The sequence below is a fragment of the Salinigranum salinum genome (genome assembly GCF_009176545.1).
GTDB classification, from domain to species: Archaea; Halobacteriota; Halobacteria; order Halobacteriales; family Haloferacaceae; genus Salinigranum; species Salinigranum salinum.
In genome coordinates this window covers 651548-673270 of the sequence record NZ_VTOJ01000001.1, presented here as the reverse complement: position 1 = coordinate 673270, position 21723 = coordinate 651548, and the positions used below count along the sequence as shown (strand labels likewise).

General features: G+C 62.1%; 21 protein-coding genes and 1 pseudogene. 13 read left to right on the top strand and 9 right to left on the bottom strand.

The features are described from left to right. Positions 1-67 precede the first annotated feature (67 nt). The gene (locus FZP69_RS03185; protein WP_152039931.1) at positions 68-844 is read left to right on the top strand and encodes a glycosyltransferase; all 777 of its coding nucleotides are present in this window, start codon (positions 68-70) and stop codon (positions 842-844) included. Next, positions 834-1283 (top strand): GtrA family protein, encoded by a 450-nt coding sequence (locus tag FZP69_RS03180; protein WP_192918439.1) that lies wholly within the window; start codon positions 834-836, stop codon positions 1281-1283. The genes FZP69_RS03185 and FZP69_RS03180 overlap by 11 nt, the downstream gene beginning before the upstream one ends. Before the next feature lie 30 nt (positions 1284-1313). On the opposite strand, the gene FZP69_RS03175 is transcribed toward FZP69_RS03180, so the two are convergent. Beyond that, positions 1314-3017 carry a glycoside hydrolase 5 family protein gene (locus FZP69_RS03175; RefSeq protein WP_152039929.1) on the bottom strand — a complete coding sequence of 568 codons (1704 nt, stop codon included), beginning with the start codon at positions 3015-3017 and terminating at the stop codon, positions 1314-1316. Between the two features lie 882 nt (positions 3018-3899). On the opposite strand from FZP69_RS03175, the gene FZP69_RS03170 reads away from it, so the two are divergent. Then, a complete protein-coding gene (locus FZP69_RS03170; protein WP_152039928.1) occupies positions 3900-4325 on the top strand; it encodes a hypothetical protein in 426 nt (141 codons plus the stop codon). Between the two features lie 1271 nt (positions 4326-5596). On the opposite strand, the gene FZP69_RS03160 is transcribed toward FZP69_RS03170, so the two are convergent. The 4 genes and pseudogenes from FZP69_RS03160 to FZP69_RS03145 form a co-directional block, all read right to left on the bottom strand. Beyond that, complete coding sequence (locus tag FZP69_RS03160; RefSeq protein WP_152039926.1) at positions 5597-5848, bottom strand: type II toxin-antitoxin system HicA family toxin; 252 nt, start codon at positions 5846-5848, stop codon at positions 5597-5599. 3 nt (positions 5849-5851) lie between these two features. Continuing rightward, on the bottom strand, positions 5852-6112 hold the full coding sequence (locus tag FZP69_RS03155; protein ID WP_152039925.1) for a type II toxin-antitoxin system HicB family antitoxin: 261 nt from the start codon (positions 6110-6112) through the stop codon (positions 5852-5854). Positions 6113-6490: 378 nt separating this feature from the next. Then, positions 6491-6735, bottom strand: a pseudogene (locus FZP69_RS03150) (type II toxin-antitoxin system HicA family toxin). Positions 6736-6738: 3 nt separating this feature from the next. Then, on the bottom strand, positions 6739-7011 hold the full coding sequence (locus FZP69_RS03145; protein ID WP_152039924.1) for a type II toxin-antitoxin system HicB family antitoxin: 273 nt from the start codon (positions 7009-7011) through the stop codon (positions 6739-6741). 191 nt (positions 7012-7202) lie between these two features. On the opposite strand from FZP69_RS03145, the gene FZP69_RS03140 reads away from it, so the two are divergent. Continuing rightward, positions 7203-7931, top strand: a complete 729-nt coding sequence (locus tag FZP69_RS03140; protein WP_240137437.1) for a YqjF family protein — start codon at positions 7203-7205, stop codon at positions 7929-7931. Next, positions 7928-8503 carry a thiol-disulfide oxidoreductase DCC family protein gene (locus FZP69_RS03135; RefSeq protein ID WP_321168764.1) on the top strand — a complete coding sequence of 192 codons (576 nt, stop codon included), beginning with the start codon at positions 7928-7930 and terminating at the stop codon, positions 8501-8503. Before FZP69_RS03140 ends, FZP69_RS03135 begins: the two co-directional genes overlap by 4 nt. Positions 8504-8512: 9 nt before the next feature. Here FZP69_RS03135 and FZP69_RS03130 read toward each other — a convergent pair whose 3' ends face one another. After that, positions 8513-8854: a hypothetical protein gene (locus tag FZP69_RS03130; RefSeq protein ID WP_152039922.1), complete on the bottom strand. Its 342-nt coding sequence runs from the start codon at positions 8852-8854 to the stop codon at positions 8513-8515. 73 nt (positions 8855-8927) lie between these two features. Further along, on the bottom strand, positions 8928-9326 hold the full coding sequence (locus FZP69_RS03125; RefSeq protein ID WP_152039921.1) for a UPF0146 family protein: 399 nt from the start codon (positions 9324-9326) through the stop codon (positions 8928-8930). Between the two features lie 39 nt (positions 9327-9365). On the opposite strand from FZP69_RS03125, the gene FZP69_RS03120 reads away from it, so the two are divergent. The 5 genes from FZP69_RS03120 to rtcA all read left to right on the top strand — a co-directional run bounded on the left by FZP69_RS03120 (position 9366) and on the right by rtcA (position 12573). Continuing rightward, complete coding sequence (locus tag FZP69_RS03120; RefSeq protein WP_152039920.1) at positions 9366-9887, top strand: archaemetzincin family Zn-dependent metalloprotease; 522 nt, start codon at positions 9366-9368, stop codon at positions 9885-9887. A gap of 45 nt (positions 9888-9932) precedes the next feature. After that, positions 9933-10364: a dual specificity protein phosphatase family protein gene (locus FZP69_RS03115; protein ID WP_152039919.1), complete on the top strand. Its 432-nt coding sequence runs from the start codon at positions 9933-9935 to the stop codon at positions 10362-10364. 104 nt (positions 10365-10468) lie between these two features. Next, positions 10469-10915 (top strand): universal stress protein, encoded by a 447-nt coding sequence (locus FZP69_RS03110; protein ID WP_152039918.1) that lies wholly within the window; start codon positions 10469-10471, stop codon positions 10913-10915. 120 nt (positions 10916-11035) lie between these two features. Next, complete coding sequence (locus FZP69_RS03105; protein ID WP_152039917.1) at positions 11036-11521, top strand: universal stress protein; 486 nt, start codon at positions 11036-11038, stop codon at positions 11519-11521. After that, complete coding sequence (gene rtcA / locus FZP69_RS03100) at positions 11518-12573, top strand: RNA 3'-terminal phosphate cyclase (RefSeq protein WP_152039916.1); 1056 nt, start codon at positions 11518-11520, stop codon at positions 12571-12573. The genes FZP69_RS03105 and rtcA overlap by 4 nt, the downstream gene beginning before the upstream one ends. A 234-nt stretch (positions 12574-12807) precedes the next feature. On the opposite strand, the gene FZP69_RS03095 is transcribed toward rtcA, so the two are convergent. Together FZP69_RS03095 and FZP69_RS03090 are read right to left on the bottom strand one after the other, a co-directional pair. Next, on the bottom strand, positions 12808-14637 hold the full coding sequence (locus tag FZP69_RS03095) for a ribosome biogenesis/translation initiation ATPase RLI (RefSeq protein WP_152039915.1): 1830 nt from the start codon (positions 14635-14637) through the stop codon (positions 12808-12810). Then, entirely contained in the window at positions 14637-14951 is a 315-nt protein-coding gene (locus FZP69_RS03090; RefSeq protein ID WP_152039914.1) for an EMC6-like membrane protein, read from the bottom strand. The genes FZP69_RS03095 and FZP69_RS03090 overlap by 1 nt, the downstream gene beginning before the upstream one ends. 111 nt (positions 14952-15062) lie before the next feature. On the opposite strand from FZP69_RS03090, the gene FZP69_RS03085 reads away from it, so the two are divergent. From FZP69_RS03085 to FZP69_RS03075, 3 genes are all read left to right on the top strand, one after another. Next, the gene (locus FZP69_RS03085) at positions 15063-15350 is read left to right on the top strand and encodes a MarR family transcriptional regulator (protein WP_152039913.1); all 288 of its coding nucleotides are present in this window, start codon (positions 15063-15065) and stop codon (positions 15348-15350) included. A gap of 167 nt (positions 15351-15517) precedes the next feature. Then, positions 15518-17476 (top strand): flippase activity-associated protein Agl23, encoded by a 1959-nt coding sequence (locus FZP69_RS03080; RefSeq protein ID WP_152039912.1) that lies wholly within the window; start codon positions 15518-15520, stop codon positions 17474-17476. A gap of 49 nt (positions 17477-17525) precedes the next feature. Continuing rightward, positions 17526-21710: a hypothetical protein gene (locus FZP69_RS03075; protein WP_152039911.1), complete on the top strand. Its 4185-nt coding sequence runs from the start codon at positions 17526-17528 to the stop codon at positions 21708-21710. The last annotated feature ends 13 nt before the right edge of the window (positions 21711-21723 follow it).

Below are 21723 nucleotides of genomic sequence, written 5' to 3'. Positions count from 1 at the left end.
ATAATTTGATAAGAATGATGGGTCATCGAGGTTCAAACGAGCGTATACCGCTTATCATTATACAAATATGAGCAATGATCTCTCATCTGGGATTGTGATCCCAGCATATAATCCGGACGTACAGACACTGCTACAATACATCGAAAATATCAAAAATACAATAAAACCAGGAAGGATTCACGTTGAAATAGACTCGCCAAGTGAGGAGAGTATTTCTGAATTGGACAACGTTGTTGACTCAATTCATATTTCTGAGGATAGAAGGGGCAAAGGAAGCGCTATTATGTCTGGATTTGACCTACTGAACACAGATATACTTGCATTTGCTGACGCTGATGGTTCTGTTCCAGCTTCCTCTTTATATGACATTATTTCTCAAGTATCTGATGGTAATGAAGATGTCTGTATATCCTCTCGTCGACATCCTTCATCAAGAATTATGTCACATCAAACGATCATGCGCCGGTTTCTAGGAGACGTCTTTGCTTACACTGCTCGAAAAATGCTTCCAACTCAGTGTCGGGATTACCAATGTGGTGCCAAGGCGGTACGTGCAGAAGCTTGGGAATCCATCGGTCATCATTGCTACGAGCCCGGGTTTGCGTGGGATATGGAATTTGTAAGTGTAGCCGGTTCACTCGGATACAAAATTGCCGAAGTCCCTGTAGACTGGAAAGACCACCCCAATTCAACCGTCAACCCAATTTCGACATCAATCGAGCTAGCGACCGCGCTCATAAATATCAAACGTCGAACTGACGCAATTGCAAGTAGCCCCCGGTTCCGGAACGTAGACCAAACAGTTCAGTCGAATCTCTTGGACCTGGATGAAAATGACGATTGATTCAAGAGTTGAGGCCCTCTTTCACAATGCTAGAATTGGGCAGTTTATTTCTGTAGGTGCTGTCGGTGCAACATTGGAGACAATCATTGTTGCAGCATTAACGGCGGTAGTCGGATTTTATCCCCTTCTAGCAAAAGGGATCGGAGCAGAGGTATCTATATCGACGATGTTTGTGATAAATGATAACTGGACGTTTGCGGACGAAGGGGTCTCAGGTACTGGTGCGTTCATTAAGAGATGGGGAAGATCTCATATAGTCCGGTTAGTCGGGCTTTGCGTTGCATTTGGAGTATTATATCTACTCACCACTTTCATTCAGTTCTCATTCATGATCTTGGATCATGAGTTTTGGCCAACTATCGCGAATCTTGTTGGAATCGGAGCTGGAATGATGGTAAATTACGTCGCAGAGAGTCTATACACTTGGGATGTTGTATGAGTCTTTTTATATAACTGTAGCTAGCTCTCCTTAGAATTTGGAGACACCGTTCTGTATGACTTCGCCAGTTTGTTGATCATCTGGGAGAACCACAGAAAATTGGTCGGCATCATTAAGATATTGGTCAGGGACGAGTTGCCAGAAGTTCACTCCATCAAACCCATGACGCTGCATAACACTATACCACTCATCATATCTGTCGTTTCTAGTGGCCATTTGATCCTCAGAATTCTCTTCACCCCTTATTACACTCTTGCCGAATTCTCCCATGTAAATCGGTTTCTCAAGAACCTGATTTGCATCCTGAGCTCGGTCTTTCATAAACTGAATCGCGGCTTCATTGGATATTCGCCAGTGATCTGGGTAAAGGTGGATTGAGCAGGCATCAATATATTTGCTATCGTGTAATTGGATGAAATCGTATCCCTGAGTGTTCATCCACCACCCAATTTCGTCGTATTCAGTTGTCGCACCGAGAATAAATCCTTCTGCACCGGTTGAGATCAAGTGATTGGAATCAATCTTTTTGATATATGATGCAGTGTCATGTGCCCAATTATGAAGGACACTACCGTCACCATCTGGTGCCGCTGGGTTGCGTGGTTCGTTCAGCAATTCCCACATCATTATGCTAGGCTCGTTTCTGAATTCCGTTCCAGTGAGTGTGTTTTCACGTGTTAGTACATATTCAATATAATCTTGATACATTGACTGACATTGATCATCTTCATAGAAATCAGTCCTATCTGATGCCGTGTCTGACCAATTTACATATTCGTCAATACCACCGAAGTCTGACCAATAATTCCCTAACGCAATTATGAGTCGGATATTATTTTCTTTTGCCTTTTTAATTAAATAATCAAGTCTCTGGAATGCGTCTTCGTTATATTTTCCTGCCTCTGGCTGAAAGAGATGCGATGAACCATTCCCAAAACCCCATACTCGAAGTGTATTTAGATCAAGTTTCTTCAACTCCTTGATTGTATCGTCAATCGCCGACTTGTCCCAATATTGATACGAACACCAGAAACTGTTAGTTCCAGTTGCGTAGAACGGATCAGTATTAAGCTGAAACTGATTTTGAAAGGTTTCAACGAAATTTTGGGTATCGTTCCCTTTCATGCTGCTTGGATCAACTGTTTTTCCATCTATAATTATCTCTGCATCACCATTGATCGTGATGTCTTCAATCTCTCCAGAATAAAAGTAATCGTCATATTTTTGACTCCAAACGATACCTGACGCGCGTTTTCCCTCCGTGACATCATCCCCTTCGTTTGACCAGCCTGATTCCAAAATTCCGGTTACAGTAAATTCATATTGAGTTTTTTGATCAAGACCCTTTATAAAGATATGATGATCTCTTGGGTACAGCTGAGTAGGGGTTTGGCCTTCCTGAACTGAATAAACAATGACATCGCCGGTTGAACTGAACGATGTAAGTTCGCCAGTGATAAAATAGTCCACCTCCCAAGATCCCCAAACTGTCCCAGTTGCACTATTATCATTAATTTCACCATCGGCATCTCCGCTCCACCCTTCTCGGACTTCTCCAGAGACAGTGAATTCAAAGTCTGCTCTCTCGTTATCTTCAGTCCCATTAATAAAGATATGACGTTCTGATGTATTTTCAGCTTCTGAATCTGCACTAAGCAGCGGAACTGATGCCGAACCGATGATGGAAAGGACAAAGCCTCTCCTGCCAATCTCACCAAGTCTATGCTTTACCATACTATATCGAAATATTTCTTGTATATGTAGCTACCACACTGGAAATCAAATGTGATACTTTATTTGTTGGTAATATAAACATATAGGTCGTATGAGAAACAATACTTGTGACTCCTACGACATCCAGGCGACCTCGTTGAAGATATCATTTTGTCTCGATGGACGCATCATTTTTAGCTTAGGCCATTCAAGTCAAGACAAGAGTAATCTGGATAACGCTCCCACTCGCCTCGCTTCATAGGAGCGAATCGGACACAACGCCTCCTGAGCACTCTTCAGGCAACTTATTGAATCATCCACTCCTGATTCCCCTTTCCGCCGCACGTGCCCGCCAGTCCATCACGTGTGTCGTGCAGACGCGGTGTACCAATTCTATGCTGTCATAGATGCGTTCACGCAGTCGATTAAATTTTCTCCTCATATCGGTCCATCTTAGTCCATCTTGGTAAGTACAATGTCGTTGTTTTGCTGCCCTTGATTGGTATCATTTGGGTACTTCACTGGCTCTTCGCGAAGTCTCAAGAAGCAAACCTCTGGATAGCTCTGTAAAAGTCGACTATGCACTGATAGTCGGGGACATTCCTGTTCTACTCATCGAAGCGAAACCCGCTCAATCTGATCTCACAAAAAAGACCTGACCCAACTTCGCAGCTATATGCGCCAAGTTCTGCAAGTCGACTGGGGAATCCTCACTAACGGGAAGGAATTCGAGGTTCTCAGTAAGAGCGGACTCGATGAAAATGGTGAAGAGATCTCTCTAGCGACCTTCGGACTTGACGACCTATAAAACGAACCCGAACTGTTAAAAATACTCTCGAATGACGCGATTCAATCGGGACGTGCAGACAAGGTGGCCTCACAGATTGCGCAAGCAAACGGGGAATGCAGTGCCTTGATGCAAACAGTGAGCAACTCGCAAACCAAGTGAGGGATCTCGTAAAAACCGAACTGGGCAATGTTCCGGTCGATACTGAAGAACAGGGTCTGCAGTTCGTCCAAGACCTTCGTGATGCCCTGCAAGAGCGTCGTCAGTACATTGGTGAGTCAACTGCTGAATCACGTGGTGTGGATATTGACACCTCGATTGATGCTGATCCACTCGCTGAAGAGGAGGGCTCTCTCGAAGTAAATCATCTCGAAGGTACTATTCAGCGCTCAGAAATCACCGGCAGTGATGACACCGTTGTCGGTGCATTTTCTACTCAAGAATCCGGGTTAGAGTTTCTCAAAGAGAACGAGGCATGGGGATTCGTTCGTATCGGACGGAAGTTAGACTATGCAACAACGTACGTTACTGACGACGTCTGAGGGGTTCGATACGTCGCTGAAGTTCGTAATGTGATAGATCCGGATGATGCAGGTTTACATTTAGACGTTATTGAGATACCTCCGTCGTTGCTCCATCTTCTCACGCTCTGTCCGCCGGTCGTAGTGCTCATCTAACACTGCTGACGATACGTTCGCACGCGCACTCACGACTGGTTCAGGAACATCGGAGTTCAACCAGTGTGTGATCGCACCTCGCCGGATGGCATGTGGTGAAACCGAGGAAGGGCAAGCAAATGCCTCGGTTCGATCGGTTGCAGCATCACACGTGGAAATATCCCAACCGTGTGGGCAGTCAGTGAACAGACAGGGCCGAGTTACTGAGTAAACATAGCTCTGAATTGTGGTGAGATGTGCTCGCCCCTGTGTAGTGGAAAGTAGCGGATTCCGCCCGTACTCATCAGCATTATCAAGCCTTCGGTCTTCTATCCACCCATCCAGTACTGAGCACGTATCAGCTGAAAGTGCGATGAACCGTTCTCCGTTGTATTTGTTTTTAATAGGAGTGCCTGTTTCTGGACGATGTCGGACGTCCAGCGACATATCTTTGGAGTCATAATCTCCCAGGTCTAGTGCGTGAACAGCTCCCCTCCGAAGCAAGGCATACCACATAAGACGGAAACAGACGTGCCGTTCGGATGCGTACTCATATGTCGAGAGGTACTCTAGAATTCTTTCAGCAACCTCCGAATCCAACATCACATCTCGAGATCTTTCACTTTCAGATAAACTTGGAGAGACAACTTTTGACCATAGGTCTGCTGGAACGGCGTCGATAGTTGCGCACCATCTGATGAACACTCTCAGTGTATCCATTTGCGTTTTTTCGGTCGATGGTGCGAGGTTACCGTCTGAACGACGCCACAACCGATATCTGTGTAATGTTCGTCCCGTCAGCTCGTTTATATTCTCAATACCTTGCCCATCGCACCATCGTATAAGATGACCGAGACGGGACGAGTGCGCGTACTGGGTCGAGGCTGCGAGTTCACTCCTGCGGTCTTCGAGGTACAGTTCCACTGCCGTTTCTGGATCGAGTGGTTCGAGTGCCATGACTCTGTGTCTGTGCAACCCGAGTGAGCCGCGACCCACGTCGAGAACCAAAATCAATCAACGGTGACTCGATTTACCTAGCCCCGTCAGAGAGCCTGACGGATTCCCGGCGAGTCCATTCGTCTCGCTTCGCTCGACTCATTCCCTCGCCGACATGCCACTCGCTTCGCTCGCGGCACTCCCGGCGAGTCCTCTACCTATTAGCGGTTCTCGTCGATCCACTGACACCACGCATGGAAGTCTTTCGCCCCGCACTGGGCGGCGATCGACTGCAGCGTCCCGGTCGGAATCCGATCTGCAGACTTCATCGGAACGGTGACCACCCGAACCTCGCCCGTGTCGGGGTGTTCGTATCGAAGTTTCAGGTGACTCCCAGTGCGGTCGACAGGATGGTACCCGTGGGAGGTCAGGACGGATGCGATCTCTTGCCCAGAAAAAGACGTCCGGACCATGCGTTACTGCATGAACTCGGGGAGTTCCTTCGTGTCGAAGTCGTCGGGGTCGAGTCCCCACTCGCGGAGATCATCGTCGGTGACGGGTTCACCGCCGCCCTCGTGGAGTTCGAGCGCCTCGGCGAGCATTCTGAGCGCTTCGGACTTGGTGTCGCCGAACGACGCGACGCCGGTTTCGATGTCCTTGGCCGTGATGCTACCGTCTTCTTCGTGGATGAAGACGACGCCTTCGGACTCGTCTCGATCGCGGGTTGCGCTCGCCATTGTCCCACACTACGACCGACACCGCTGATAAGGGTTCGCCCCGGCCGAATTGACACCAACGCGACAGAGAAGGTTCCTTCCCGGCGAGTCCATGATTCTCTGTCGACGCAACCGACGAGCGAAGCGAGTCGCGTTCGTCGACTGAGATTCTGCATGTCCGAGGTGGGATTTGAGCCCTGCCAGTCGCGCGCAGCGAACGGAGTGAGCGAGCACGTCTGGTTCCGGTTCAAATCCCGGCGAGTCCATTCGTCTCGTTTCGCTCGACTCATTCCCTCGCCGACGTCCCGCTCGCTTCGCTCGTGGGACTCCCGGCGAGTCCGTTCAGCTCCGAGCTGTTATAATCGGAGAGTAACCGACGACGAGTCTCTACCACACCAATCAGGCGTGGCCGTCGATCCAGCGGCACCACTCGTGGAAGTCCTCGGCACCGCACTGGTCGGCGATCGACCGCAGTGTCCTGATCTGCACGTCGGTGTGCATCGGCACGTCGACGTTCCGAACTTCACCGTCTCGGGATGTTCGTACCGCAATCGGACGTGACTGCCACTCCGAGAGACGGGGGCGTACCCGAAGCTTCGCAAGACGGCGATTATCTCACGGCCGGAGAACGTCGTCCGGACCATCGGCTACCGCAAGAAGTCTGGGAGTTCTCGGTCGTCATCAAGCTCATCCGGATCGATATCGAGCTCCTCCCGGAGGAAGGCGTCGGGGTCGTCGATCGGCTCGCCGCCGCCCTCGTGGAGTTCGAGAACCTCGGTGAGTTGCGCGAGCGCCTCCGCTCGGGTGTCACCGCCACGGGCCAAGCCGGTTTCGAGATCCTTCGCGGTAATGCTTCCGTCGTCCTCTCGGACGAAGACGACACCCTCCGACTCGTCACGGTCGCGGGGTGCACTCGCCATCGTAGTAGAATACGGCCGACACCGCTGATAAGAGTTCACCCAAACAGAGGCGAGACCAGCGCGACGGAGAAGGTTCCTTCCCGGCGAGCCCTCCGTCACCCGTTTCAGACGAATAACTTTCGGATCCGGGTCGTTCGACGCGACTCTCACGGGTCGTAACAGTCACCCACCCACGGCCCCTACGAGAGGGTATGCTCTCACTCTCGATGGGCTGGCGACATCTCCTCTTCGCCAACTACCCCGTCGGCCCCGACGTCGTCGACGCCCACCTGCCCGATGCGCTCGCGGTAGACACCTTCGACGGCGACGCGTGGCTCTCTGTCGTCCCGTTCACCAACGTCGACGTCCGCCCGCGCGGGCTGCCAGCGTCGCTCGGAGTCGACCTCCCGGAGCTCAATCTCCGGACGTACGTCACCCACGACGGCGAGCCCGGGGTGTACTTCTTCAGTCTCGACGCGCAGGGCCTGCTGTCCGTGATCGGTGCCCGCCTCTTCCACCACCTGCCGTACTACTACGCGCGCGTCTCGTTGCGGGGCGACGGCGACGGCGGAGTCAGGTTCGAGAGCCACCGCTTACATCCGGGCGAGCGCCCCGTGAACTACGCGGCGACGTACCGCCCGGACGGCCCGGCGTTCGAGTCCACCGAAAAGCCCCTGGCGGCGTTCCTCACGGAGCGATACCGCTTCTACACGCAGGCGGCCGACGGGTCGGTGCGCTACGCGAACGTCGGCCACGAACCGTGGACGCTGTATCCCGCCAGCGTGTCCACGGAGGAGAACACGCTGTTCGAGGCGAACGGATTCGCACACCCCGGCGACGACCCGACATACTACTACAGCCCCGGCGTCGACGTCCACGCGTCCGCGAGCGAGCGATGGACGCGTCGGGGCTCGCAGACGACCGTGGAGGAGCGCGCGTGACGGACACCGGCGTCAGCGACGGACGCGAGGGGGCGGACGTGGACGGTGACGGCAGCGACGGCCACGGTGGGACGACCGAGACGACGGAAGCGAGGGGGACGACGGCCGAGGTTGACCTCGCCAGGGTGCTCGACGACGGACCCGTCCTGTTCTTCGACGGCGTCTGCAACCTCTGCAACGGGGCCGTCCAGTTCGTCGTCGACCACGACCCCCGGGGGCGAATCCGGTTCGCTTCGCTCCAGTCCGACGTCGGCAGGGCCGTGCTCGATCGCCTCGACCTCCCACGGGACGACCTCGAGACGGTCGTCCTCGTCGAGGGAACGCGCGCGTACACCCGGTCGGCGGCGTCGATCCGCGTCTGCGAACTGCTCGGCGGCGTCTACCGGCTGGCGAGCGTCGGCTGGGTCGTCCCCAGAGGCGTCCGCGACCGGCTGTACGACGTCGTCGCCGAGCATCGGTACCAGTGGTTCGGCCGCAAGGACCAGTGTATGGTGCCGACGCCGGAGCTCCGGTCACGGTTCGTCGACAGCCTGGCCGATGTCGACGACTCGGTCGACGTCGACGACTCCTGACGTGAGTCGTCAGGCGGTGTTCCAGTCGTTCAACAGAGCGTAGATGCCGACAGCGACGAGGAGAACCGCGACCGCGACGGCCATCTCCGCCTTCGGCGCGCCGGTCTCGCTCCGGTCGAGCAGCCGGTGGAACCAGAAGAGGTCCGCGAACGCCGACCGGTGGAAGGCGAACCACGCACCCGCGATGCCGTCGAAACCGAGACCACGAAACACCCAGTGGCCGTCGGGAATCAGCGCCCAGAACCCGCTGCCGAACGTCGTGAGGAACTCCCTGCGGGGATGCCAGTCGAGGAGGAGGAGGGCGAACAGGCCGCCGGCGAGCCCGGCGGCGAAGTGGACCAGCGCGTTCATCCGGTGTGAATCGAAACCGAGCAGTCATTAACGCGTCGTCTCCCGGCGACAACGTGACTACCACGACGGACGCTCACGTTCGGCTCACGTACAGCGTCTCCTCGTCGAGAGTCACGCGTTCGACCGGCACCGTCGGCGGATCCCCGCCCAGGGTGGTGAACAGGAAGTCGGCGCCGGCGGCGTGTGCCACGTCTCTGGTGGGGCGGTGGAGCTCCGGAGGGAGGTTGCGCGCGTAGACGGCGTCGACGGCGTAGAGTCGTCCCGGGTCGCCGGTCGCGCGCGCGGCGACGTCGTCCACGACGAACCGGACCCCGTCGGGGACCGGCCGAGGGTGGACGTCCGTGGCGGTCACCTCGCAGCCGGCCGCGACGAGCGCCTCGGCCACGTCCGTCCGTCGACCGATGCCGACCTCGACGAGCCGGTCGTAGCGGGAGAGATAGCCGACGAGGGAGGATCGGGTCGGGTGGCCCACGGCGGGATGTTTATGAGAGACCCCCGCTTAAGTCCGTCCATGATCGTCGACATCGTACCGATCGGGGATGTTCCCGCTCAGGTCAAGCGGGAGGCATCGGCCGCGCTCCGATCCGTCTACGACTGCGACGTGACCGTCCACGAGGAGCAGTCGATCCCCGACGGTGCGTACGACCGCAGTCGGAACCAGTACCGGGCCGAGGAGTTCATCGAACTCGCCTCGCGTACGGGTTCCGCGGAGAAGAACATCGGTATCACGACACAGGACCTGTACTACCGCCGCCGCAACTACGTCTTCGGTCTCGCGTATCTCAACGGTAACGGCTCCGTCATCTCGACGGCACGGCTCCAGACGTCCTCCGACGGGGGGATCTCGACGAAACCCTCGTCGGAGGTGTTCGCCGACCGCGTCCGCAAAGAGGTCGTCCACGAGATCGGTCACACGCTCGGGCTCGAACACTGCGACAACTCCAAATGCGTCATGTCGTTCTCCCCGACGGTGCGCGAGGTCGACGTCAAAGAAGAGAACCTCTGCGGCACCTGCTCCCGGCTGGTCCGCTGAACCGATCGCCGAATCGAACCCTCCCCGACCGCATCCCGTACTCCGATGGATCACGTCACCGATTCGCTCCTCGTCGGCGACGCGGACGACGCGAGCGACCACGACGCCGTTCGCGCCGCGGGCGTCACGGTCGTTTTCTCGTTGACTCACGACTCGCCAGCGACGCCCGCTCGCGGCTACCGGGTCGTCGACCACCCGCTCGTCGACGGGCCACGGAACGACGCCGACGCGTTCGCTGCGGCGGCCGACGCGCTCCAGTCGTTGCTTGCCGACGGCGAGTGCGTCCTCGTCCACTGTTCGGCCGGGGCGTCGCGGAGCGTCGCCGTCGCTGCCGCCGCGCTGGCGCTGGTGGACGACGTCCCGGCCGACGAGGCGCTCGCGACTGTCTGCGCCGCGCGCGACGTCTCCGGTCCGCACCCCGCGCTCGCCGACCGAGCGCGGGCGTACGTCGCGGCGCGGCGCGATCGGCACGCGTGAGAGCGCATGCGGGCACGTGAGTGTCGCAACCCACCGGCCCGAACCGTCCTCAGCCCGTGAGAACCGCCGACAGGTAGTTGTTCACCAACGGAGTACATCGGAGTATGACGTTCCTCGTTGCAGTCGATGGTTCGAACGCGAGCGATCACGCGCTCGCCTACGCGACCGACCTCGCCGCCCGGCTCGACACCGACCTGTACGTGGTACACGCGGTCGAACCGGCCGTCGTCGACACCGGCGGCGACGAACCGACGGGCTTCGACGACGCCGCCGGCCGCCTCGTCGCGGAGGCCGTCGAGGACGCCGAGGCGAACGCCGAACGCGTCCTCGAAGAAGCCGCCGAGTACGCGGCCGAGGCGGGCGTCGCGGCCGAGACGGAACTGCTGTACGGACCGCCGCTGCAGGTCATCCCCGACGTAACCGAGCGCGAGGCGGTCGAAGGGCTGTTCGTGGGACACAGGGGGCTGTCGGGCCGGTACGAGGGGCTCGTCGGCAGCGTCGCCAAGGGCCTCGTCGAGCGCTCGGCAGTACCCGTGACGGTCGTCCGGTGACCGAGCCGCGAAGCCGGCGCTCCGGAGACGGTCGATCTCGAGACGACCGGTCCGCCCCGTGGATCGCCGGGGCCGACAGCCGCTAGCTTGTAGTACGCACGATCCGTGGTACCGAACGACATGCGACTCCTCGTCGCCATCGATGGGACCGACGCCAGCGAGGGCGCGCTCGACTACGCGCTCGAGATGGCCGGCCGACTCGACGCCTCGCTGCTGCTGGCGTTCGTGATCGAACCAGCAGTTCGCGTGACGGCCGAGGAGGGGTCGACACGGCGACTCGACGGGACGGAGCCGATCGACGCGGACGCGGACGACGACGAAACGGACACACAGTTCGTGCGCGAGGCGCTCGAGGACGCACGCACCACCGGCGACCGGCTCCTCCACGAGGCGGCGACGCGGGCGGACGCCGCCGGCGTCGACGCCGACACGCGCATCGTCACCGGCGACCCGGTCGAGGCGCTCCCGAGCCTCGCCGTCGAGGCGTCGACCGACGGCATCGTCGTCGGCCACCGCTCCACCGCCAACCACGCGGACGACGTGGGTGGCAGTGTCGCCAAGGCACTCATCGAACGCTCGTCGGTCCCCGTCACGGTGGTCACGTGAGCGCCGTCGAACTCGACGGCTCGGCGGGCGGGGGACAGCTGCTCCGGACCGCGCTGACGCTGTCGTGTCTCACGGACCGGCCGTTCGAGATGACTGGCGTCCGTGCCGACCGCCCGAAGCCAGGGCTGCGACCACAGCACTGCGCCTGTGTCGAGGCAGTCGCGGCGCTCACCGACGCGGCGGTCGACGGCGACGTGGTCGGCTCGGAGACGCTCTCGTTCGCCCCGACCCGTTCGCCGTCGGGCGACGTCGCGGTCGACGCCGAGACGGCCGGGAGCGTCACGCTCGTCTTCGACACGGTCGTCCCGCTCGCCGTCGGGATCGACGAACCGGTCGGCGTCACGGCGTCGGGCGGGACGGACGTGAAGTGGGCACCGACGCTCGACTACCTGCGACGGGTCAAGCTGCCGTTGCTCGCGCGACACGGGCTCGCCGCCGACGTGACGCTCGACCGCCGCGGGTTCTACCCCGTGGGGGGTGGGCGGGCGACCCTCCGCGTCGCGCCGTCGGCGCTCCGCCCGCTCGCCGTCGACGAACGGGGACCACTCGTCGCCACTGCCCACGCCGTGGCCGCGGCGGACCTCGCAGACGCCGACGTCTGCGAGCGCTCGCTCGCCCGCGTCCGCGAGCGGCTCTCGCTCCCCGTCGCGGAGACGTCGACGGACGACTCCGCGGAGCCTTCTGCTCGCTCCCGACGGTCGTTCGCGGAGGGGACTGCGACGTACGCCGAGACCGACTGTCCCGGCTTCGCCCTGCTGGTGTCGGTCGCCGGTGGGACGCGCGCCGGCTTCGACGCGATCGGCGAGCGGGGCGTCCCCGCGGAGGACGTCGCCGACGAGGTGGTCGGCGCGGTCCACGCGTGGCTGGACGGCCCGGGTGCCGTCGACGCGCAGCTCGCGGATCAGTTCGTCGTCCCGCTGGCGCTCGCCGGGGGGTCGGTTCGGGCCCCACGGTCGACGGCACACCTCCGGACGAACCGCGAGGTGGTCGAGGCGTTCGGCTACGAGCTGGACGTGCGGGAGACGGACGACGGAATCGTCCTGTCCGGATGAGAGACGGGCGTCCCACTGCCCCGCCTGGTGTGGCACGGGTTCCCCGGTCACAGCGTCGAAACGGCTGTCGGCTCCGGGCGAGGACGGGCCAGTGTGGAACGCCCGCCGGCGTATGAGGCCGGAGACACATGAATCGACTGGCCGCCCGGCCGCCGGCTCGGCTGCGGCCTGGCGATGGCTCGGCTGCAGTCTGGCGTCCGACTGTCGGTCGACGACCGTGTGGTCACCGGCCGATCAGGGGGCGTAGTAGTACTCGCCGGCGCGTTTCTGCTTCCGGTCCAGCTGCGAGTCGGGTTTGTTGATCCGCGGTCGGCCGGTGCGTTCGTCGCGGCGGAACGTGATGTCGAGATCCGAGAGGAAGTCGTTCATCCCCTCGCGCATCTCCTGGGGCGTCCCGGCGTGGCCCTCTACGGAGGGCTCGCCGTCGAACACCATCAGCCGATCGGCCAGAAGGTCGATCATGTAGATGTCGTGGTCGATCACCAGCACGGTCGCGTCGTGGTTCTCGGCGTACCGCCGGATGGCGGTGGTGGCGCGCACCCGCTGTTCGACGTCGAGGTGCGCCGAGGGCTCGTCCAGGACGTAGAGGTCGGCGTCCTCGGAGAGGGTGGCTGCGATGGCGACTCGCTGGCGTTCGCCGCCAGAGAGGTCCGTGAGGTGCTGTTCCATGATCCGCTCCAGTTGCAGGGGTCCCGCGATCTCGGTCTTCCACAGCGAGGAGCCGAAGTCGCTCGTGATCGACGAGAGGAAGGCGTCGACCCGCATCGGCTGGTCGATCTCGATGTACTGCGGCTTGTACGCGATGTCGAGGTGGAAGTCGAGTTCGCCCTCGTCGGGTTCGAGCGCGCCGGCGAACAGTTTGGCGAGGGTGGACTTCCCGATCCCGTTCGGCCCGACGATGCCGAGCACCTCCGAGTGGTAGATGGTGCCGCCCTCGACGGAGAGGGAGAACTCGCCCTCGCCGTAGGACTTCTCGAGCGCAGGATACTCGACGAGGGGAGCGCTCTTCGTGGTCTCGCGGGGGGCGTGCTCCTCGAAGGTGATGGCGTCGGGGCGGACCCGCATGTTCTCGTTCGTGAGGTAGCCCTTGAGGTACTCGTTGATCCCGTTGCGGACGCTCTTCGGGTCGGTGATGACGCCGAAGGCACCGGGACGACCGTAGCCGATGTGGAGCGAATCCGCGAGCAGATCGAGGATGGCGAGGTCGTGCTCGACGACGAGCACGGCGCGGTCTTCGGACTCGGCGAGTTCCTGGACGATGCGTGCCGCCGTGACGCGCTGGCCGATGTCGAGGTAGGGCGTGATCTCGTCGAGGAAGTAGAAGTCGCGGTCCCTCGCCAGAGTGGCCGCGAGTGCGACCCGCTGGAGTTCGCCGCCCGAGAGCGTGTCGATCGGCTGGTCGACGACGGGGGCGATACCCAGTCGAGAGACGAGGTCGTCGAGGACGCCGCGTTCGTCCGTCGCCGCGAGCAGTTCGCTCGTCGTGCCGTCGAACTGTTTGGGGATCTGGTCGACGTACTGCGGTTTGCGGGCGACGCTGACGTCGCCGTCGAGGAGCGCCTCGATGTAGTTCTGCAGTCCGGAGCCGCGGTAGCGGTCGAGCACGGCCTCCCAGCCCGGTTCCGCACCGTAGTCGCCCAGGTTCGGGACGAGTTCGTCCGCGAGGATGTGCACGGCGGTGGACTTCCCGATCCCGTTCGGCCCCAAGATCCCCGTGACGGCCCCCGCGTCGGGGACGGGGAGTCCGTACAGCGCGAACGCGTTCTCGCCGTACCGGTGGACGGGGTCCTCCTCGAGTTCGGTGGGGAGGTTGATGATCTCGATGGCGTCGAACGGACATTTCTCGACGCAGATGCCGCACGTCTCGCCGAGACAGATCTCCTCGGAGATCCAGATCTGGTCCGGGTCGCCCTGGTACGGTTCGTCCTCTTCGTAGTGGTCGCCGCGGGTGACGATGCAGTCTTTCCCTGTTCTGTTGGGCGGGCAGTACTTCGCACACTCGTAGTTGCAGCGGTCGGGCTGACAGCGGTCGAGGTCGACGACCGCGATGCTGTCGTCGGCCATCAGAGGGTCACGCCCGCGGTGAGCATGATCGCGAAGGTGATAAACCAGAGGGTGAACGTCATGAAGCCGACGTAGAGGTAGTCCTTCGCCCCGAAGTCGGAGACGTCGATCCCGACGCCGCGCAGGATCGGGAGCTGCACGGCGATGAAGACGGCGAGGATCCCCACCGTCAGCCGGTCGGAGGCCGCGGCAGGGTCCGTGCCGACGACGAGACCCGACACGACCGCCGCCGCGACGCCCGCCAGACAGGCGAGCGTGGTGACGGTCACTCCCCGGACGTGTTTGGAGAGGCCGGTCTGCGTTTCGGTGGCCATACGTTCCCGTGCGAGAGCGCGCGTCAAAAGCCGTTCGTTCCGATCCGCCAGTCCGGTGGTCACAGCGCGTTCTATCAACCTTTATGCCCGTGGCGCGTCTCGAACGACTCAATGGCTGGATCCGACGAGGAGAGTCTCGACGACCTCCCCCCGAGCGCGAAACTCGTGTTCAAAGTTCTCGAATACAACGGCCCACTCACCCAGAAGGGGATCGTCGAGGAGTCGATGCTTTCGGCACGGACGGTTCGGTACGCCCTCGAACGGCTCGAGGGAATCGGCGTCGTCGACGAGGACGTCTACTTCGCCGACGCCCGACAGAACCTCTACCAGCTCAACGAGACGGCCGACAAACTGAAGAACGGCGACGAGGCCGACGCGGAAGCCTGCGCCGCCGAGTAATCCCTGCTCTCATCCCCTGTCTCGCCCACCGTCGACCCGTGGGTCCGTCGCCTGCCGCGGCCCGTCGCGCCGTCACGCCCCGTCGACGCCCGCGTCTCTCCCCGAGTGAGTAAAACGACCGTCGTACCCTCGGGTAGCTACTTCCTCCCCCCGGACGGCGTCACGGTATGGACGACTCGGCTCGTCTCCGTACTCGCTTCTCCTCGGCTCTCTCCGGTGTCGCCAGCGATCCCCGCCGCCTCGTGGTCGCCGTCGCTGCCGTCGCGCTCCTCGTCCGACTGGTCTCCCTCGGTGGCCGCGTCGCCCACTTCGACGAGGGTCGCGTCGCCTACTGGGCGCTGCACTACCTCGAAACCGGGGAGATCTCCTACCGCTACATCGTCCACGGGCCGCTGATCCAGTACGTAGACGCCGCGCTGTTCGGCCTGCTCGGCCCGAGCGACGCCGTGGCCCGACTTCCCGTGGCGGGCGGCGGCGGCCTCTTACCCCTGGCGGCGCTCCTGTTCCGCGAGCACCTCCGCGACGAGGAACTCGTCGCCCTCGCCGCACTGCTGGCGTTCAACCCCGTTCTCCTCTATTACTCGCGCTTCCTCCGGAGCACGCTCCTCGTCGCCGCCTTCGCGTTCGTCGCGTTCGGGCTGCTCGTCCGGGCGGTCGACACGCGCCGGGTCCGGTACGTCTACGCCGCGTCCGCCCTCGTCGCGCTCGCCTTCGCCGCCAAGGAGAACGCCCTCGTCTACCTCCTCGTGTGGGTCGGCGCGACCGCGCTGCTCGTCGATCACGAACTCTTTCGACCCCGCGCCGCGGACACGGGCGTCGACGTCCTCCGCCGGCACGGTCGACGGGCCGTCGCCGCGGTCCGCGCGCGGGACCGACGCCTCCTCCGACTCGGGTGCCACATCGTCGGCGTCGTCGGGGTCGCCGCGCTCGTCACGCTCTTCTTCTTCGCGCCGCGGACCCCCACTGGATCCGAGGCCGTGGGCCTGTGGGAGGCGGTCGCCCGTCCGCGACTGTTCCCGGCAGTGATCGACGTGACCGTGGCAGATATGCAGAACGGGCTGGCGTACTGGTTCGGCGGGACGACGGAGCCGGGCTGTCACGAGGAGAGCGTCGTGACGGCGTACGTCTGCTTCCTCGGGCGGTTCCTCGAAACGCTCGCGGTGGCGGCTGGACCACTCACCGTGTTCGCACTCGGCGGCTTCCTCGTCGAGCGATACGCGACGCCTCGACCACGGGCAGTGGTCCTGTTCGCCGCCTACTGGGGACTCGTCAGCGTCGTCGGCTACCCGCTGGGGACCGACATCTACGGCGCGTGGATCACGGTGAACGCGCTGGTCCCGCTCGCGGTCCCGGCGGCCGTCGGCCTCGGGTTCGTCTTTCGGCGTGGACGGGAGGCGCTCGCGTCGGGCGATCGCCTCCGAGCGGTCGTCGTCGCGTGCGTGCTCCTCCTCGTCGTCGGGCAGGTCGGCGCGACCGCCGCCACGACGGTCTACCTCCAGCCCCAGTCGGAAGAGAACCCGCTCGTTCAGTACGCACAGCCGATCGGCGACGTCCGCCCAGCGTTCGACTCGCTGTCGACCGGAGCGGGCGGAGCCGGGACCGATCGCGACGCCGACACCGGGGTCGACGTGGTCTTCTACGGCGAGACGTTCGTCACCGATTCGGGGGAGAGCACGATCCCGCCGCCGTGCGCCGACCTGCAGCGGGCGCTACCGCTGCAGTGGTACGTCGCCCGGGCCGACCTGAACGCCACCTGCGCGGCCGACCGTGCGGCGCTCGCGGAGATACGTGAAGAGGGGGAGCCGGCACTGGTCGTCTCGACGACCGAGGACGCCGATCCGCTGTACGCGACGCTCGACGGCTACGGGACGCGGACCGTCGACCTCCGGGCTCCCGGACGGGAGACAGTCCTCTTCGTCGACCGTCGGCGGAACGCGTCCGAAAAGCCGACACGGCTCACACGTGGTGCCCGCTCGGGAGGCTTCCCCGGCGTCGACACGTCGTTCGACGGCCGGTCCGCGAGTTCCCCGAGCGGCTGTGCCGTCGATCGGTCGGAGACGCTCACGAAACACGGCTTCGTTTACGGAAGTTCTACGGTAGTACACAGTATGTGTTATCTGAATTAAGTATTTGTCCCTACACATCGGACGAGGCGTAGGGAAGGGTGGAAGAACGATGACAACATACGTCGAACTGGTTTCTCGGCTCGTCTACGGGACAGGGTCCGAGGGAGAGATCACGCCGAACCACCGGACCTGGGTGCAGGACAACCCGAACCCATCGGGCACGGCGTGGCTAGAACATCACGTCGACCGAATGCTGCCCGCCTACGAGGCCTGGCTAGCGTCGGAGAACCTCCCACCGGTTCTGCCCTGGACCGGTGAAGACCCGACACCGTGGGAGACCGGCAACGAGGTCCCGCTCGGGCCCGGCCTCGACGGGACGTTCACCGGTATCGGGAACCTCGATGCACTGGGTGCGGCGCTTCGTGACCGGTTCACGTTAGTCGCTAACGATGGACGGGAACTCGCCGGTCCCGAGAAAGCCCCGTTCAGCTACCGGTACTGGGGCTACGTGAAGTGGGCAAGCGTCCTCCGTGACACGTTCCGCGGGGACATCGTCGTTCCGCCAGTCGAGGTCCGCGACCGCGACGGCACTCGGCTCTCACCGGTCCCGTTCACGAACACGTTCAATCAACTCCACTGGAACTGGCACTTCGGACAGCCACAGGCGTCGGACCCGACGCCGGGATTCGAGACGTCGGTCGGACAGCACACGACCCGGGGTGGGATCGGGCTGGGAAACGGCGAGGATTTCATCAAATTCCACACGGACCACATCGACATCTACAACAGATGGCTCGGCCGGACGAGCCAGTCGACGGTGACGCCGAGGAACATGAGTGAGGGATGGCCCCGGCCCGCCGATGCGGACCAGAACCCGAGTACGTGGACGGAACCCGACTCGTCGCCGTGGGCCAACGACCCGTCTCAGGACGACGACCTCCGCACGTGGAACGATCTCGAGGAGTTGGGCGGGGACAACGAAACCGGCATCCACGGCGCGGGACACATAAACAACAGCGACATCGGGCCCATCCAGCACAACAACTACGTCCCTCGGTTCCACGCCTGGCACGGCTGGATCGACAACCAGTGGGACCTCCGCAAACCCCGTTTCGGGACGTGGAACGCCGACGGACGAGTGATCGAACCCGTCTTCGAACCGGTGCTCGACACCGACGATCCGTACCCCGGAATGCAGGCGCTCACCATCGTCCGTGACCCCGACAGCAGCTCGGATCGAGTCGTCCCCGAAGGGGCCGTACCTGATGTAGACCTCGCCACTGGGTCTGGGACGCTTCGGCTGAAATGCTACGCCGAGGACCCCTACGACCGTCCGCTCGACTTCGAACTCACCGCCACCGTGTACGACGGGACGAGTCCGATGGTCGGAGACGGCACGGACGTGGAGACGGTCACCGACACGTACACCATCGGTGATACGGCGGCGGGCGACGACTTCGACATCGAGACCGAGTTCGTCGTTCCCGTGCAGTTCGGGTCGGCGTTCACGTCCGACGATCCGGGTGGGGCGAACCCTGCCGTCGGATTCGAGAACGGTCGGATCGACCTCGTCGGAACGCTCCGATCGGCCGACCCCGCGGACCCCGACACCGGGTTCGTCCACCGCGAGGAGACGACGATCCACCTGCTCGGGGAGAAGGACGCACCGGAGATCGACCTGTACTTCGACCTCAGCAGTTTCGGCAGGGACCAGGTCGAATCGGCGATGGCCGTCGGGAACGACCGGTTCGAAGACGTGCTCATCGTCGCGGTGCAGGACCGGACGAACGAACCGGGACCGATCGACTGGCCAGCCGAGGTGTCCGACGAGGTGAAGGGACTCATCCGGGGGCGCGTCCCCGCCGCGGGCCTGTTCGGCGACCCGGGACACGCGCCCGAGCCCGAACTCGTCGACCCGACCACTGGAGACCCCGTCCCCGGCGTCGAACTCGAACTCGCGTCCGGGCCGACCCTCGAAGAGCCGACCCTCGCCGACAACCTCCCCCAGCGCTACACGTACCGGTACGACGTGGTGTTCACCTCGCTGGACGTGTTCGAGGGGCTCTCGGACGGCGAACGCTACGCGGCGCAGGTACGCATGACGGCGGCCGACCGGGCCGGGAACGAGGCCACCGAGACGGGCCAGCTCAGGTTCTTCGACGAGGCGAACCCGTACATGCGCGACGGCGACCCGTCCTGGCTGAGTATCGATACTCGCGTGTTCCGCCTCTTCGAGGGAGAGACGAAGTTCGACGCGACACTGCAGGCAGGCCAACCGAACCAGTTCGTCCAGCAGGTGCTCGACAACCTCAACACGGGCTCGACGTCCGAGACGTTCGACGATCTGCCGACGAACAGAAACGAGGCGGCACTCGAGTACTCCGCGAGCATCACGAACCGCGTCACGGGAGAGACGCGGAACGTCCACAACTTCGCGCTCGCGAAGGTCCGCCTCCAGGGTGCTAGCGGTGCCGAGACGGTCCGTGCGTTCTTCCGTCTGTTCCGCTACACGGCGAGCAACCTCGTGTTCGACCCTGACGAGGGGTACCGGACCCACGACGCGGGTGGCGGACAGAAGATCCCGTTACTCGGCTTCGAGTCCAATACTGACGGTGCGCCACTCACCTCGATTCCGTTCTTCGCCGCGGAGCGTGAAACGCACGGGGACCCGATGACCGGACAGGAGGACCCGACGAACGTTCACGACTTCCCGCCGGGGCCGAGCGAAGAGCGGGTCCACTACTTCGGCGTCTATCTCGACATCAACCAGAGCGACGCCCGTCTCCCGGCAACGTACATCGGTCCAGACCCCGACGGCGGGTTCTCCGCGGGGGAAGTACAGCCGATTCGAACGCTGATGCGCGACGCGCACCAGTGTATGGTCGTCGAGATCGACTACGACGGCGATCCGACCGACCCCGGGTCGACCCCCGCGAACTCGGACAACCTCGCACAGCGAAATCTCGTCATCCTCACGACGGACAACCCCGGGGACGACCTGACCCACCAGGTCCAGCACAGTTTCGAGCTGGATACGGGTAAGCGTCTCCGTCCCGTCCTCGAACAGCCGGTCTTGACGCACGTTCCCGAGAGGACCGACGGTGTTCTCGTTCCCGCACCGTCCGTGCCGATGGAGTTCGTCTCCGGTGACGAGCTCGAGTCGATGGTCCACGTCCGCGCTGGCGAACTCACGTACTACGGCGAGGGTCGTCTCGACGGGTTCGAGAACCCCGACCCGGAACACGTAGAGCGGGCCCGTGCGGAACTCGAACGCGAGCGACCGCTCCGACTCGACGCCGCCCGCTGGCAGTCGACGGGTGACCTGTTCGACGAACTGCTGTTCGACTGGGACGACCTCCCGGACGAGGCGCAGGTCGAACTCTACCTCCCACGGGTGAACTGCGAGCACGTGATCAACCTCCGCCACCTCCGACACGCACCCGACGACGTGCGACTCGTGGACGCTCACACGCTCTCGCTCGTGCCCGAGGGGGCCACCTACGTTCCGCTCCCGCCGACGGACGACGACCGTATCGCGGGACTCGTCACGGTCAGCCTCCCAGAGGACGTGCAGAAGGGGCAGGAGTACGTCGTGGACGTGACCCACATCCGCGGCGGCGAGGAGCGGTCAGTCGGTGGGTTCACGCTCGACATCCAGGTCTCGGAGGCCGATGCGATCGTTGACGCGGAGATCCGTCTCCTCGTGCAGATGGCGGATCGGCTCGCGGTCACGCCACCCGAGGACATCTGGTACCCGGTGCTCGCTCGCCGCGTCGACACCATCCGCGCCCGTGCGGCCGCCCTCGCTGACTCCGCGGGCATCGATTTCGAGGACCCGACTGTCCGGGTCGACCGGGAGACCGGCGAGACCGTCCCGCTCGACGGACCGGCGCTCCGTGTCGTCCTGGAACGGATCCGGATACTCGACGACCAGGACACGTGGCTCAAGGGTGCGGGCGAGCTCTCGTTCACGACGACCGTCTACTCGCCGAGCAACGGAGGTGTCGAACGGACGAACTCGTTCCCCGAGTCCGGAACGTTCTCGATCGACGCGGGCGAGGAGATCCACCTCGACGCCACGATATTCGAGGGCCGTGTGGCCGACGAGCTCCGCGTGCGAATCGACGGCGTTGAGGCCGACACGTTCGACCCGGACGACACCGTTGGCAGCTACACGCGGGTGCTGTCCGGGCCAGCGATCGACTGGTTCGGGTCGTACCGCCCGGACGACGAACACGTCGATCCCGAAGACATGAACGCGTGGCAGGTCTGGTACCGCATCGAGCCGGTCTGACCGTCACACGATC